Consider the following 12,905-nt stretch of genomic DNA (forward strand, 5'->3'; position numbering starts at 1 on the left):
ATTCCGCATTGCATCACTGCCATGCAGCATTTTTTCGCAAAGCGCCCGCCTCTTTGCAGGCTTGATCAATTCTCCCAGTAAGCTTGGGTCAGATCGTCTGCGGGAATAGGCATATTTTTCCATAGGCCTTTGATGTTCTTGTTCCAAACGCCAATCTTCGGCAGCGCGAAGAGGAAGATATTCGGCTCGTCCTGAGCCAGCTTCTCCTGCAATTCCTTCACAAGTTCGAGCTGTTCCGTCTCACTGGCCGCTTCTGAATAGGATTTGTAAAGCGCTTTATATTCAGGACTCCGGTAATTGAAATAATATTTATCGCGGGCATAGATATCGAGATCGCGCGCCTCCGTATGGGCAATGATGGTTGCATCGAAATCGGAACGCGTGAACACCTGATCCAGCCATTGGGCAAACTCAATCGGCACCAGATTTGCCTGAATGCCGACCTCAGCCAGCATGGCCGCAATGATCTCGCCGCCCCGGCGTGCATAGACCGGAGGCGGCAGCGTAATGGTGATCTGCGTACCCGCCGGAACGCCCGCCTCTTCCAGAAGCTGCATCGCCTTGGCGGGATCATAGGGATAGGTTTCCGACAGATCGACATAACCGGGATCGACCGGCGCATAATGGGAGCCAATCGGCGTGCCGAAGCCCGAATAAATGCCTTCGATCAGCGCCTTGCTGTCAATGGCATGCGCGAGTGCGCGGCGTACCCTGACATCGTCAAACGGCTTTCTCGCATTGTTGAGCGAGAGCAGAACCTTGCCAGCCGTATCACCTATCTCGACGTCAAGTTCATCTTCGCTCTTGAAGCGATTGATGAGTTCGGGGGCCTGAAACATTGGAAATGCGTCAATATCCCCCGCAAGAATTGCTGCCGCAGCCGCCGATGGATCGCTCACAAAACGAAAGGTGACGGCAGAAAGCCTTGCAGGCTCGCCCCAGTAATCGGGATTGCGCTCAAGCTCGACGCGATCACCCTGCACCCAGCGCTTGAACCGGAACGGACCTGTTCCAACCGGCTTTGTCCGGTTTGTGGCGGCCGAATCGGGTGCGATCATCACCGCATCCCCCCACCCCATATTGAACAGGAAATTCGAGCTCGGGCGTTTCAGCGTCACAACCGCCGTCTGCGGATCGGGACATTCGGTTCTGGCGATCGGCTCGAACAGACCTTTTTGCGCATTCGTGGAATCAGGTGCTGTCGCGCGCTCGTAGGAAAATTTCACAACCGAGCAATCGAAGGGTGTCCCATCATGGAATTTTACCCCTTCATGGAGCCTGAATGTATAGGTCAGCTGATCATCCGAAACAGCCCAGCTTGCGGCGAGGTGCGGCTTTACGGTGCCATCCTCGACAATACGCACCAGACCTTCATAGAGATTGGCATAAGTAACCTGCCTGATGCCTGCCGCGGCATTTGCTGTCGGGTCCAGCCCCGGCGGCTCAAGCACCTCGCCTACAATCAATGTGTCCTTGGCGAAAGCGCCGTTGATCGAAGCCAGCATCGTTATTGTCAGCAGCCCGGCCTTGAGCAAGTTCCCCATGGTTTCTATAGTCCTTACGGTTAACGGTCAGATCGCGCGCCACGATCCAGATCAGCTGCGATTCTGACAATCATAGAGGCAGCGGGCGAGCAAAGAAAAGCCGCAGTTGCATTAATATTCGCCCTCACGCATCTTCCTTCGGGCCTTGTTTGGTGCATTTATCGGCCAACCCTGCCCCATCTTCTTGATAATGAAAATTTGATCGGTCAATTGTTGGTATTTGCTGCGAAGAACAGCTAACCAATAGATAGAGATTTTTCACGCACCTCTTTACTTCATTGGATTTTTCCCGGCAGCGAACTGTAATCATGACCTCTCAATCAACGTCCAAAGCTTCCGTATTCGTAGCGCCTGATGGGTTATCCGCCCCTCGCCTTTATCGAGCCTGGGCAACGCTTATGCTCGGACTGACGCTTGCCGTGCTCGATGGCACGATTGCCAATGTCGCCCTGCCCACGATCGCGGCTGATTTCGCCGCAGGACCCGCAGCCTCGGTCTGGATCGTTAACGGCTATCAGCTTGCAATCGTCATCAGCCTGCTTCCATTCGCGGCCCTGGGCGAAATTTACAGCTATCGTCGCGTTTATCTTCTCGGCGTTTCACTCTTTACGCTCGCATCTATAGCCTGTGCCTTTTCCGGGTCGCTGGAAATGCTGACGGCTGCTCGTATTATTCAGGGTTTTGGGGCGGCCGGACTGATGAGCGTCAATACCGCGCTTCTGCGCTACACGGTGCCGCAAGCTAAATTCGGAACGGCAATTGGGCTCAATGCGCTGTTTGTCGCCTTCTCGGCCAGTGTCGGCCCGACACTTGCCGGTTTCGTTCTTCATGTTGCCAGCTGGCCATGGCTCTTTGTCATCAATATACCTCTCGGCGTGCTGACGGTCGCGATGGGTCTTAAAAGCCTGCCCGACAACGAACGCTCATCCCGGCGCTTTGACATTTTAAGCGCCATTTTAACCGCAATGACAATTGGATTGCTGATTACCGCGATAGACGGAGCAGGCAACGGCCTTCCCCCTGCACCCTTACTTTTGCAGGTAGCAGGATGCGTGATCGCTGCATTTTTCCTGATTCGCCGCTCCTCGCGCCGGATGGACCCGCTCCTGCCGCTGGACCTGCTGCGAATCCCTGCATTCAGCCTGTCCCTTTGCACCTCGATCATATCCTTTCTGGCCCAGATGATGGCGTTCATCTCACTGCCATTCCTGTTTCAGAGCGTCTATGGCTTTGAACCGATTGCCGTGGGGCTGCTCATGATGCCCTGGCCGATAGCGCTTGCAATCGTCGCCCCTTTATCGGGCAGGCTTTCCGATAAATATTCTCCGGCAATCCTCGGTCTTCTCGGGCTGATTATTTTTGCCATCGGCCTTGCTATGCTGGGCCTGCTGCCCACCCATCCCACTGTTGAGGATATTTGCTGGCGGATGGCTTTATGCGGCATCGGGTTTGGGCTGTTTCAAGCCCCCAATAACCGGATGATCATCACGTCTGCACCGCGTTCACGCAGCGGCGCTGCCAGCGGCCTGCTCGGAACCGCGCGACTTCTGGGACAATCCCTTGGCGCGGCTCTGACTGCCTTCCTGCTGGCAAGTTCCGGGATAGCCGGTATCCCGCGGATGTTGCTGATCGCCGCCGGTTTTGCCGCAATGGCGTCACTCGTCAGCCTTTCCCGCCATAGCCACGCAGAACGCCATTAATCCCGGAAATAATCCTGGCTAAAACATGAAATTCCCTGTTGCATTCCTGAAATCATTGGTACATATAGCGCCTGCCTGATGGAAACGACTGGCGCGAGCGGGTGTAGCTCAGGGGTAGAGCACAACCTTGCCAAGGTTGGGGTCGAGGGTTCGAATCCCTTCGCCCGCTCCAGTTTTCCGATGCGGATAATTCTGTACCGCATTGAAATTACTAGATTAATCTAGACCGATAATTCACCTGTAATTTTATTCGCTTGACTTTGCGCCCCGCCTGTAACCCGCAAGATCATATGGCAGCAAGCCGGATTTTGTGGGGAGTCGGCAAAAGCTGCGGAAAATCAAAGCCTTATAGCGAAAGCGCCACGACAGAAGGTTATGTCAGCCAAAATCAAGGCACACGGTCGGTTGCTCTAAATATCAATGTAAAAAATCTGAAAATCAGCGACGCGCTACAACTGAACTTTATTTTATCAATGATTTCAATGGTTTATAAATGCAAATGGCGAGGGTGGGAACTAAACTATACAATTAAGCAATTGATATAATTATCAAATTTAAAACTTGAAAAATTCTTCCCAACATTCCTCCCCACACTTTCTGAAAATGTCGCCCATCGTGACGCAACGGTAAGCGTGTAGGCGCGCTTCGGAAGTTCGGAAACCATCGCACCGATTTCTCTGGCTCCAAAAATCAAGATGGACGTAAACCGACGTAGGCAGAACACCGCGAAAGTTGATTTAGAAAAATCAACGTATAATATTAATTAATATATTATAGATTGTATTTAGTAAATATTTCCCTCTTATTTTCCGTCAATGCGTGATAAAATCATATTATAATACGACGCCAAAATATTATTATGATTTACTGAGTATTATTCGAATAATATTCTAATTTTTGTGCAATTTCTATTGATTCTTAGTGACATTTATACTGATTCATGCGAATTCGTCCTTGTCCGCTGTACGCCACGTTAAAGCGGACCCACTATAAACTGAGGAAGAAAGACCATGAATAATCAAAAGCTATGTTCAGTCCTCGATGCGGCAAAAATGCTCGGCGTCGGACGGACGAAAATCTACGACATGCTTGCCAAGGGGCAAATCTTGTCCATGCGGATCGGCTCACGGCGGCTGGTCAAGGTGGAGAGCATCAAGGCGCTGATTGAACGCGGTGATGCAGCATGAGCGGCATGGACCCAGACGAAAAAGCCGGTGCTGCGCTACCAGCCACCGGCCCTGATAATGCCAAAGCTTACGACCCGGCATTTTCACCTAACACGAAAGAGGAGGTTACGCCAGAAGGGGATGCCTCCGGTGTCGTCAACATCGACGGTGCGGACCTGCTGAACCGTGTCCACGCCTATGCCCGTCGCTTCATATGCTACCCGTCTGAAACGGCGAGCATCGCGCATGTGCTGTGGATGGCCCACACGCATCTCATGAATGCGTGGTTCACAACGCCGCGCCTTGCGGTCTTGTCCCCAGAGCAGGGAAGCGGAAAATCTCGGGTGCTGGAAATCACGGCGCTGCTTGTGCCTAATCCGGCTCATTCGGTGAACTCCTCGGCGGCTTACATATTGCGCAAGGTAGCCGACCAAAATAACCGGCCCACAATCCTTTATGATGAGATTGACACAATCTTCGGCCCCAACGCGAGGGGCAACGAGGATTTACGCGGCATGTTCAACGCCGGGTATAGACAGGGGGTAACGGTAGGCCGTTGCTTCACGGAAAAAGGTAAGGTTCTCACTCAAGATTTCCCAATCTATGCAGCGGTTGCTCTCAGCGGTCTCGGCAATCTACCAGATACGATCATGGGCCGGTCGGTCATTATCAGAATGAGGAAACGAGGACCGGGTGAGGAAGTAGAACATTTCCGACCTCGCCTGCACGAACCGTCTGCCGGTGTCCTGCGTGACGAACTGGCTGCATGGGCGGCAGGCGTTATTGTCTTGGCAGAAGGAAGCGAGCCTTCGCTGCCAGATGGCATTACCAATAGGGATGCAGATGTCTGGGAACCGCTGGTCGCAGTGGCAGACCTTGCCGGTGGCGATTGGCCCGCTTTAGCTCGGCAAGCAGCAACAGAGGCGGTGCAGTCAGCGAAGGCCAATAATAAGCCTTCGCTTGGTGTTCGGCTGCTGGCTGATATTCGGGCCTGCTTCGGTAGCAAGGATCGGATTTCGACCGCCGATCTGCTGGACAAGTTGCTGGCTGATGAGGAAGCCCCTTGGGGTGATCTCGGACGCAAGAAGCTGGATGCCCGCATACTGGCTAAGATGCTGGGCGAATATGATATTCGTTCTTCGAACATGCGAATATCAGGCGGTTCGCCGGTGAAGGGCTACACGCGTGAATCATTCCATGATGCATGGAAATGCTACCTCCCTCCTCTTGAAACAGACGCAACAAGCGCAACAGACGCCACAAGTCAGGAAAGCCTAGCTAAAACAGAGACTTCCGATGTGGCGGATGAAGCCACTTTGCCGATATGTAGCGGCAACGATGCAGATGTTGCGGAACCGAAAGGCTGAAACCCCAAGGATTTCAGGCGTTGTTGCGGTGTGGCGTTTGTGGCGGCAATTCCGGAAGGGGCAGGGAAAGTTCAAACCTGTTCCTTCTGATAGCCTTGAACCAAGGAAGGAACTGCTCTGTTGGAAGATTTAACGAACAATCCCATGCAACCGGAAAATCTCGCCAACGCGCCGCGTTGTGGAGCGAAAACGCGATCTGGTGCTGAATGCCGGTCTCCTGCTGTCAGAGGCAAGCGGCGATGCCGGATGCACGGCGGCACCAATTCCGGCGCACCTAAAGGTAACCGAAATGCTTGGAAGCATGGCGACCGTTCCGCCGAAGCTGAGGAACAGCTAAAAGTCATCACGGAAAACAGCCGTATTTTGCGGTTGCTGGATAAAGTCCGGCAGGGTGTAAAATTGCGGTCTGACGAAATGGACGAGATTATTTTCTATCTGAGATAAATAACCCAAACCGGATTTCTCCGATAAGGGTTTTCGATATTATTCAGATGCCGAAGGATTGAGCAGAGCTTTTAGCTCCGTATAATTTTCCGCAAAGAGCTTTGCGAAAATCGGGTCTTCCGCCATCTTGCGCTGATATGCGCTTTCCCGGCTGCTGATCTTCTCGGCATACGAAGAAAGCAGTTCTCTCTCGTAATTCGCATTGTCCAGCTTGGACCGCATTGCATGGCGCTGGTCCATGTCGTTCATCATGCGCTCGAACATATCGGCACCGGTGGAAATGCCGTTGATGACCTTGGTCGCTGCGATGGCGGTGTTGCTGACGGTATCGAACACGTTGATGGTGGCGTTCGATGCGGACGAAAGGACAGAGGTAGAGGACATGGGTGCTTGCTCCTATGGTTAGAACCATGGGGGGCGTCAGCCCATGTGTTGGTGTAAGAGACCGGGGGGGTCTCCGAAGTGTAGGGCCAGAGGCCCAGACACGGGCCACGTCAACAGGTATGAGCATTTTCAGTATGCGAAAAATATAGCGTAGAAAATCTACTATAGGATTTAATGTAATGTTTTTAATTAAATAACCTACCCTCTTCCCTTTTCTGGTTCCCGCCCCGTTCGGAACGAAGGCTCCCCATCGGTCCGAGCGCAGCGAGGAGCCGGGGCGGTAAAGCCGGGAGTGGAGAACGGGGCGGGAACCAGTGAAAAATATAAAAATAATTTAATATAAAATGTATTTATTTTTTATCTGATTGTCGGTTGATAATTTGAAGTATCCGCGTTTGCGTAAAATAATAATACCGCTTTTTTCGACGCTGGCACGATGATTAGCACCCGATTTGGCGGCTGGTCGGGGTTGCAAGCCTAATTGGGCGCGGGTGATAGGCGTCACTTTCCAAATTAAATCAATAATATATTTTAAATATTAAATATTATTATTTTATATTCTGAATTTTTTCCTTGGTTCCTGTGCGTCACTTGAGGGAGAGCGGGCAATCAGTACCGCCCCAATTTGCTCATCAACCTTTTAATTTCTGAATGCGGTGCACCGCAGATGCCGCATCGAATCCCAATATCTCTGACAGTTCTAGGAACTCCACTACGTCAACACGACGTTGGCCGCTCTCCATGCGAGCAACAAACGATTGGTACTCCCCCAGCTGCGCAGCCAATTCGCTTTGCGTTAGATCGGCGGCCTCTCGCTTCTCGATCAATAACGCTATTAGCTCCTTGTGCCGCTCTGTTCCGAGTGTTTTTACCACGGGTTGCCCCACCTGATTCCAGATGGGGTTTTCATTTATATCTGATTTTCAGTTATCTTAAATTCAGATAATCAGGTGTTAAGCGTCGGGGCTATAGAATGCGAATGCTGGAACTGGCATGGGTTATTTGGCCGCTCTCATTGCCCATTCACATTAGCTCACCATGAAATCGTGCGTTGAAAAAGACCGCTTATCGGGGGGATTGAAACAAAATATGGTATGGATAATTTCGCTTGTAATAGCCCTTGTGCTGACACTTCCAACATTTGGGCTGTCCTTGCTGGTCTGGATTGCCTGCTTTTTTCTCTTGTCTAAAGCGAAGCAGAGCGCAAACGAAGCGCGCCAGAAGAATAGAGAGATATTAAACGGGTACATCAGAGACCCCGGCTTGTTCATGAGAGATTTACATTTTCCGCGTTGGAAACCGATGAGCAAAGAAAATGCCAATAGATGCGGCTCTCTAATTCTGAATTACATCGCTCACAATCCATCAGAGATGCAGATTTTCATTGATGGTATTCATCAAGCAACTACATCAGGCATGCTATTAAGTATCAGTCGCAATGATGGTCACAAAGCGACTGCCATTGAAATGGCGGACGGGTCTCTTGATAAGAAAATCCATCTTGTTTGCTTCCGGGCGGTAGAGGCGCTGGTTCACAACAACAATTTTGATTATTTTAATGAAATTAATACAAAAATCATGAAGAAATACATAAATGAAATTGAGGCGACAGGAAAATTCGAAATAGAAAAAGAATTTTCCATATTTTAGGCGTCGCTTATGGCTGCACGGTTATCCATTTAAACCACCTGCGCCCGCCTGATCGGCACGATCTTGGTCAGCGTCATGTCGCTGGCGCAATAAGCGCCCCATGCCTGCATCAGCTTTCGGCGCTTGTCGAGCAAGCCGCCTCGCTGATAGGCGCGTTCAATTTCGTTGGGGTTCTGGTGCGCCAATGCCGCTTCCGCCACCTCTCCGGGGAAATTCGTGGTCTCTGCTACCCATGTGCGGAATGAGGAGCGGAAGCCATGCACCGTTACTGGTTCTTTCATGCGGCGAAGGACGGCCAACAAGGTCATGTCGGACATGACGCCACCGTTCGAACCGGGGAAGACAAGATCGGTTGTCGTCAGCCGGACAGCCGCAGCACTTCGCAGCACGGCCAGAGCTTCCGCAGATAGCGGCACGATATGCTCACGCTTCATCTTCATGTGCTTGGCTGGCACCGTCCAGAGGCCGCTTTCAAGGTCGAACTCATTCCATGTCGCAAGCCGTACTTCCTGCGAGCGGGCGGCGGTCAGGATGGCGAATTCCAATGCCAGCCTTCCCCATACCCCGCCGCTTGCCCGGAGCCGGGTCAGGAAGGCCGAAACCTCGGCATAGGGCATGGCGGGGTGGTGCTTGCCACCTGATTGTTTGGGCAGGCCCTTGCCTGCCGCCAGAGAGCGAGTGGGGGCTTCGGTGGTCTGCCAGCCGCGAGCATGAGCATAGTCCAATACGGTGCATATTCTCTGACGCACACGCCGCCCGGTTTCGGGCTTGGCCGTCCACACCTCGGAAATCGCCGTGATAATGTCACCAGCCGCAATGCTGCCAACCGGCTTGGAACCAAGAGAGGGGAATGCGTAGGTTTCGAGTGTACTGATCCATTGATCGCCATGCTTGGCGTTGGCCCATTGGTCCTTGTGCGTCTCGATGTAGGACAAAGCGGCTTCCCGGAAGGTGACGGCTTCCGCCTTGACCTTCCGCTTCTCGGCAACAAGGTCGCGTCCCTCTTCGCGGGTTGCCTTGCGGGCCTCTGCGGCCTTTGCCCGCGCCGCTGCCAGCGTGACGAGCTTGGCGCTGCCCAATCCTATATCCCGGCGCTTGCCCTCGTGCTGGACACGCAAGAGCCAGCTTGCGCCGCCGCCCTTGCTCACTTTCAGGAAAAGGCCGTCGCCGTCACCATAGGTTCCCGGCTTCGTCAGCGCCGCCTTAACTTCGTTCGCTGTCAGTTTTCCCATGCCCGCTTCCCCACACTTTGGGGCTGCCCTTCCCCACACTTGGGAATGTCCCCACACCGTTCCCCACATAATATCGTGGTTGCAGGCGGTTGGCAACGAACAGCGGCGGGCTGACGCGGTTAAATTTTCCGTATGAATTCGCGTACTTAGGCGGTCATCGGCAAATAGGGATGAATGAGAAAATGGCGGAGGGGGTGGGATTCGAACCCACGGTACAGTCTCCTGCACGCCGGTTTTCAAGACCGGTGCCTTAAACCGCTCGGCCACCCCTCCAAGTAATTGATTCGATTATCATTCTCTATTGTAAGAAATTTCAAATCGACGAAAGCTGCCAATTTGCAACCAATCACTTTTCGGTCGCTTTCTTAACAGCTTTTATGGCGGCGTCAACTTGCTCTACCGCATTTCCGGGCATTCCTGGCATCATATCTAAATAAAGATCGAATGCGATCCCGATTGCAGAATGCTCCAAAGGTTGACTGGCGATCCTTAATTGGACGCCAGTTGCGAATAATTGTGTTGTATAAGAACCTGGAGAGCATAAATCCTTCGCGTAAGAAGGTGTGAACTTCTTGATGAAGCGCATCCACAACCAGCCAAAACGACGAAATCTCTTAGAGCCTGTTCCAAAAAGGGTTGAGCGATTACAGTAGGTTATGATTCAATCGGATTGCTTACATTCGATGGAGATCACAATGGCCTGGACAGTAACCGCTCGCCGCCACTATGTACGACGCAATTCGCGCTATGCAACTGATTTAACGGATGCGGAATGGTCAGTGATCGAACCGCTGATGCCTTTGCCCAGATACCTTGGTCGCCCTCGCAAAACGGATCTGCGTGAGGTGGTAAACGCGCTTCTTTATATCGCATCTTCTGGCGGTGCGTGGCGGCTTCTGCCAACCGATTTCCCACCATTCTCGACGGTACAGAAATACTTCTACCGCTGGCGCGATGAAGGCTTGCTGCGTACCATCAACAACACGCTTGTGATGCTGGCGCGTGAGCAGGCTGACAGGCAGCCCAGTCCAACGGCTGGCGTCATCGACAGCCAGTCAGTTAGAACCACGGAAAGTGGCGGAATACGGGGCTTTGACGCGGGAAAGAAGATTAACGGACGTAAGCGTCACATTGTCGTTGATACCCTTGGCTTGATGGTTGGTCTGGTGATCCATTCTGCGGGTATTCAGGATCGCGATGGCGCACCGGACGTCTTGAAAACCATACTCAAACGATGGCCGTGGCTGCGACATATCTTTGCTGACGGCGGATATGCAGGCCCCAAGCTCAGAGGCAGGCTGGAAAAGGTCGGAAAGTTTACACTGGAAATTGTCAAGCGCTCCGATCAGGCCAACGGTTTCGAAGCCCTGCCACGCCGATGGGTGGTCGAGCGAACATTTGCATGGCTGGGAAGGTGTCGCAGACTGGCCAAAGACTTCGAGAAAACTATCGCTTCTTCCGAAGCGTGGATATACATCGCAAATATCCGCTTCCTCACACGGCGTATCGCAAGAGCCTGATATCATTACATTCATTATGATTCAGGCTCTTAAAGCGCGAACAGACAAAAAAGTGAGCACCTGAACCCGAAATATTGTGCTAGTGCACGTCCCGATAGATAGCAGTATGGAAATATTTAAAAGATGGAATGGATTCCTGTAGGCCTAATGGCGTTCAAGATTGTCGTGTTAGGCGTTTGCATGTTCTTCGCCATAAAGTGGCATTACGATAAAGATAAGGAGGAGAAGGAAAGAAGACTGGAAGGAGAATAACGAAAGGCCGTCCGCAGGAATCCGTTTGCTCGCATTCCAAATCTCAGCTCCCATCGGGGATGCCAAAGGACGATCCCTTCCCGATAAAGAAGGGGCTCTCCGAGTCGTATGGCGCTATGGCATAGCGATAGAACGCAGCAGGCGAGCGGTTTAACTTGAAGCTCCGATCATTGCGTCCTGGGTAAGGCGGCGGCGCACATCCTCTTTCTGGCTCTGCACCATTCCCGGAATCAGGAAGGCGTCAATCAAAACCCAGATGAAACCGATAAGAATGAAATAGGACAATATCTGAAGTACTGCCGTACCGGGACGGCCCAAATAAAACCGGTGCGCGGAGAAAAACCAGAGAAAGAACCAAAGCAAATATGCGGCACCAACCGATTTGGCTTCGTTGGTGACACGCTGCTCGATGAGCATTTGTTGTTGTGTTGAAAGTACCATCAGAAATCCCCCTATCAGCGAAATATCTGGTAGAGGCACGCGAGAAGGTCAAGTTATCAGGAAACTTGATATAAAGGCGGTGATTTCGCTCTCTGATGTGGCAATTCCGAAATTCCGGCACTCAATCCTCGCTTCTCCCCGACGATTCCCGATCTCGTTCATACTGCCGCTTTATCGGAAAATCCGGCAGCCAGTTTTCCCGGCGTATGGTCCAAAGCTCATAGGTCGGCATAAACTGGTCAGGTGCGTCCAGCGACCCCAGGTTTACTTCGATCTCGTCATTACTCCTGCCGAACACAGGCGATCCGCAAAGCGGACAAAAATGGCGTCCGCGATATTCGCTTGTCTCGCCCTCAATGCTAACCGCAGCCTCTGGAAAAATTGCCGAAGCATGAAAAAGCGCGCCGTGATGTTTGCGGCAATCCATGCAGTGACAGATGCCCACCCGATAGGGTGCGCCGGTCAGGCCAAATCGGACTTTACCACATAGGCATCCGCCCGTGATCGAGTTCATGTCGTCCTCCACAGAACAGCCCCACGCAACCCCATTGTGCGCAAACCCACCGTGCGCGCGCAAGTGGTAGATGGTCAAGCGGCCTGTAGATCGAGAGAAAGGCTCGCCGCCTGCCCCCTGCAAGGATGATGCCTTGCTCTTTGTAAAGGCGGCAGATAGCCTGATGTTGAAAGTCATGTTGAGATCGCGAGGGCGCTGATGAGTCTGGAATCTGTAAAGGCGTTTTTCGCAAACAAGGCGCCAGAGATTGAAGTTATCGAATTGCCGACCAGCACCGCCACGGTCGCTCTGGCGGCGCAGGCTCACGGTGTGGAACCCGGCCAGATCGCCAAAACCCTTTCCATCGCGGCAAAGGAACAGACGATACTCATCGTCACACGGGGCGACGCGCGCATCGATAATCGCAAGTTCAAGGACCATTTTGGCACAAAGCCGCGCATGCTCGATGCAGAAAGCGTATTAAGCCAGACCAGCCATCCGGTGGGCGGCGTCTGCCCGTTTGGATTGCCAAGCCCCCTGCCCGTCTATTGCGATCTTTCATTGAAAAGCTTCGATGAAGTGGTGCCCGCAGCAGGCGCAACCAATAGCGCCGTGCGCATTTCGCCTGACCATATGGCCGAACTTGTCGCCGCTAAATGGATCGATGTTTGCCAATAAAAAGATAAAATGCTTTTTCGCCCTTTAAAGATGA

The 12,905-nt window shown here is 52.4% G+C and carries 15 protein-coding genes and 2 tRNA genes; 9 read left to right on the top strand and 8 right to left on the bottom strand.

What is annotated here, in order from left to right; all coding sequences use genetic code 11:
* Positions 1–65 precede the first annotated feature (65 nt).
* Complete coding sequence (locus DKP76_RS06555) at positions 66–1,544, bottom strand: ABC transporter substrate-binding protein (protein WP_109705629.1); 1,479 nt, start codon at positions 1,542–1,544, stop codon at positions 66–68.
* A 308-nt stretch (positions 1,545–1,852) separates the two neighbouring features.
* Between DKP76_RS06555 and DKP76_RS06560 the strand changes: the two genes are divergently transcribed.
* The 6 genes from DKP76_RS06560 to DKP76_RS06580 all read left to right on the top strand — a co-directional run bounded on the left by DKP76_RS06560 (position 1,853) and on the right by DKP76_RS06580 (position 6,221).
* A complete protein-coding gene (locus DKP76_RS06560) occupies positions 1,853–3,244 on the top strand; it encodes an MFS transporter (protein ID WP_245410159.1) in 1,392 nt (463 codons plus the stop codon).
* A gap of 97 nt (positions 3,245–3,341) precedes the next feature.
* A tRNA-Gly gene (locus DKP76_RS06565) sits at positions 3,342–3,416 on the top strand.
* A 118-nt stretch (positions 3,417–3,534) separates the two neighbouring features.
* Positions 3,535–3,789: a hypothetical protein gene (locus DKP76_RS18985; protein WP_146198907.1), complete on the top strand. Its 255-nt coding sequence runs from the start codon at positions 3,535–3,537 to the stop codon at positions 3,787–3,789.
* Between the two features lie 465 nt (positions 3,790–4,254).
* On the top strand, positions 4,255–4,431 hold the full coding sequence (locus tag DKP76_RS06570; RefSeq protein WP_109705631.1) for a helix-turn-helix domain-containing protein: 177 nt from the start codon (positions 4,255–4,257) through the stop codon (positions 4,429–4,431).
* Positions 4,428–5,777 carry a DUF3631 domain-containing protein gene (locus DKP76_RS06575; RefSeq protein WP_199224762.1) on the top strand — a complete coding sequence of 450 codons (1,350 nt, stop codon included), beginning with the start codon at positions 4,428–4,430 and terminating at the stop codon, positions 5,775–5,777. The genes DKP76_RS06570 and DKP76_RS06575 overlap by 4 nt, the downstream gene beginning before the upstream one ends.
* Positions 5,778–5,897: 120 nt before the next feature.
* Positions 5,898–6,221: an HGGxSTG domain-containing protein gene (locus tag DKP76_RS06580; protein ID WP_245410160.1), complete on the top strand. Its 324-nt coding sequence runs from the start codon at positions 5,898–5,900 to the stop codon at positions 6,219–6,221.
* 39 nt (positions 6,222–6,260) lie between these two features.
* On the opposite strand, the gene DKP76_RS06585 is transcribed toward DKP76_RS06580, so the two are convergent.
* Complete coding sequence (locus DKP76_RS06585; RefSeq protein WP_109705633.1) at positions 6,261–6,605, bottom strand: hypothetical protein; 345 nt, start codon at positions 6,603–6,605, stop codon at positions 6,261–6,263.
* A gap of 632 nt (positions 6,606–7,237) precedes the next feature.
* The gene (locus tag DKP76_RS06590) at positions 7,238–7,480 is read right to left on the bottom strand and encodes a helix-turn-helix domain-containing protein (protein ID WP_109705878.1); all 243 of its coding nucleotides are present in this window, start codon (positions 7,478–7,480) and stop codon (positions 7,238–7,240) included.
* Between the two features lie 214 nt (positions 7,481–7,694).
* On the opposite strand from DKP76_RS06590, the gene DKP76_RS06595 reads away from it, so the two are divergent.
* Positions 7,695–8,255 (top strand): hypothetical protein, encoded by a 561-nt coding sequence (locus DKP76_RS06595; protein ID WP_109705634.1) that lies wholly within the window; start codon positions 7,695–7,697, stop codon positions 8,253–8,255.
* A gap of 29 nt (positions 8,256–8,284) precedes the next feature.
* Here the strand turns inward: DKP76_RS06595 and DKP76_RS06600 are convergent, their stop codons facing one another.
* From DKP76_RS06600 to DKP76_RS06610, 3 genes are all read right to left on the bottom strand, one after another.
* The gene (locus DKP76_RS06600) at positions 8,285–9,487 is read right to left on the bottom strand and encodes a tyrosine-type recombinase/integrase (RefSeq protein WP_158279422.1); all 1,203 of its coding nucleotides are present in this window, start codon (positions 9,485–9,487) and stop codon (positions 8,285–8,287) included.
* Between the two features lie 183 nt (positions 9,488–9,670).
* Positions 9,671–9,760, bottom strand: a tRNA-Ser gene (locus DKP76_RS06605).
* Positions 9,761–9,833: 73 nt separating this feature from the next.
* Positions 9,834–10,073 (bottom strand): hypothetical protein, encoded by a 240-nt coding sequence (locus DKP76_RS06610; RefSeq protein WP_245410161.1) that lies wholly within the window; start codon positions 10,071–10,073, stop codon positions 9,834–9,836.
* Between the two features lie 109 nt (positions 10,074–10,182).
* Between DKP76_RS06610 and DKP76_RS06615 the strand changes: the two genes are divergently transcribed.
* On the top strand, positions 10,183–11,007 hold the full coding sequence (locus DKP76_RS06615) for an IS5 family transposase (protein WP_109705636.1): 825 nt from the start codon (positions 10,183–10,185) through the stop codon (positions 11,005–11,007).
* Positions 11,008–11,409: 402 nt separating this feature from the next.
* Here the strand turns inward: DKP76_RS06615 and DKP76_RS06620 are convergent, their stop codons facing one another.
* Positions 11,410–11,700: a TM2 domain-containing protein gene (locus DKP76_RS06620; protein ID WP_109705637.1), complete on the bottom strand. Its 291-nt coding sequence runs from the start codon at positions 11,698–11,700 to the stop codon at positions 11,410–11,412.
* Positions 11,701–11,821: 121 nt separating this feature from the next.
* The gene (locus tag DKP76_RS06625) at positions 11,822–12,214 is read right to left on the bottom strand and encodes a GFA family protein (protein WP_109705638.1); all 393 of its coding nucleotides are present in this window, start codon (positions 12,212–12,214) and stop codon (positions 11,822–11,824) included.
* 198 nt (positions 12,215–12,412) lie between these two features.
* Here DKP76_RS06625 and DKP76_RS06630 point away from each other — a divergent pair, with 198 nt between their 5' ends.
* The gene (locus DKP76_RS06630) at positions 12,413–12,871 is read left to right on the top strand and encodes a YbaK/EbsC family protein (protein WP_109705639.1); all 459 of its coding nucleotides are present in this window, start codon (positions 12,413–12,415) and stop codon (positions 12,869–12,871) included.
* Positions 12,872–12,905: the final 34 nt, after the last annotated feature.

Source organism: Falsochrobactrum shanghaiense (assembly GCF_003149535.1).
GTDB lineage: Bacteria > Pseudomonadota > Alphaproteobacteria > Rhizobiales > Rhizobiaceae > Brucella > Brucella shanghaiense.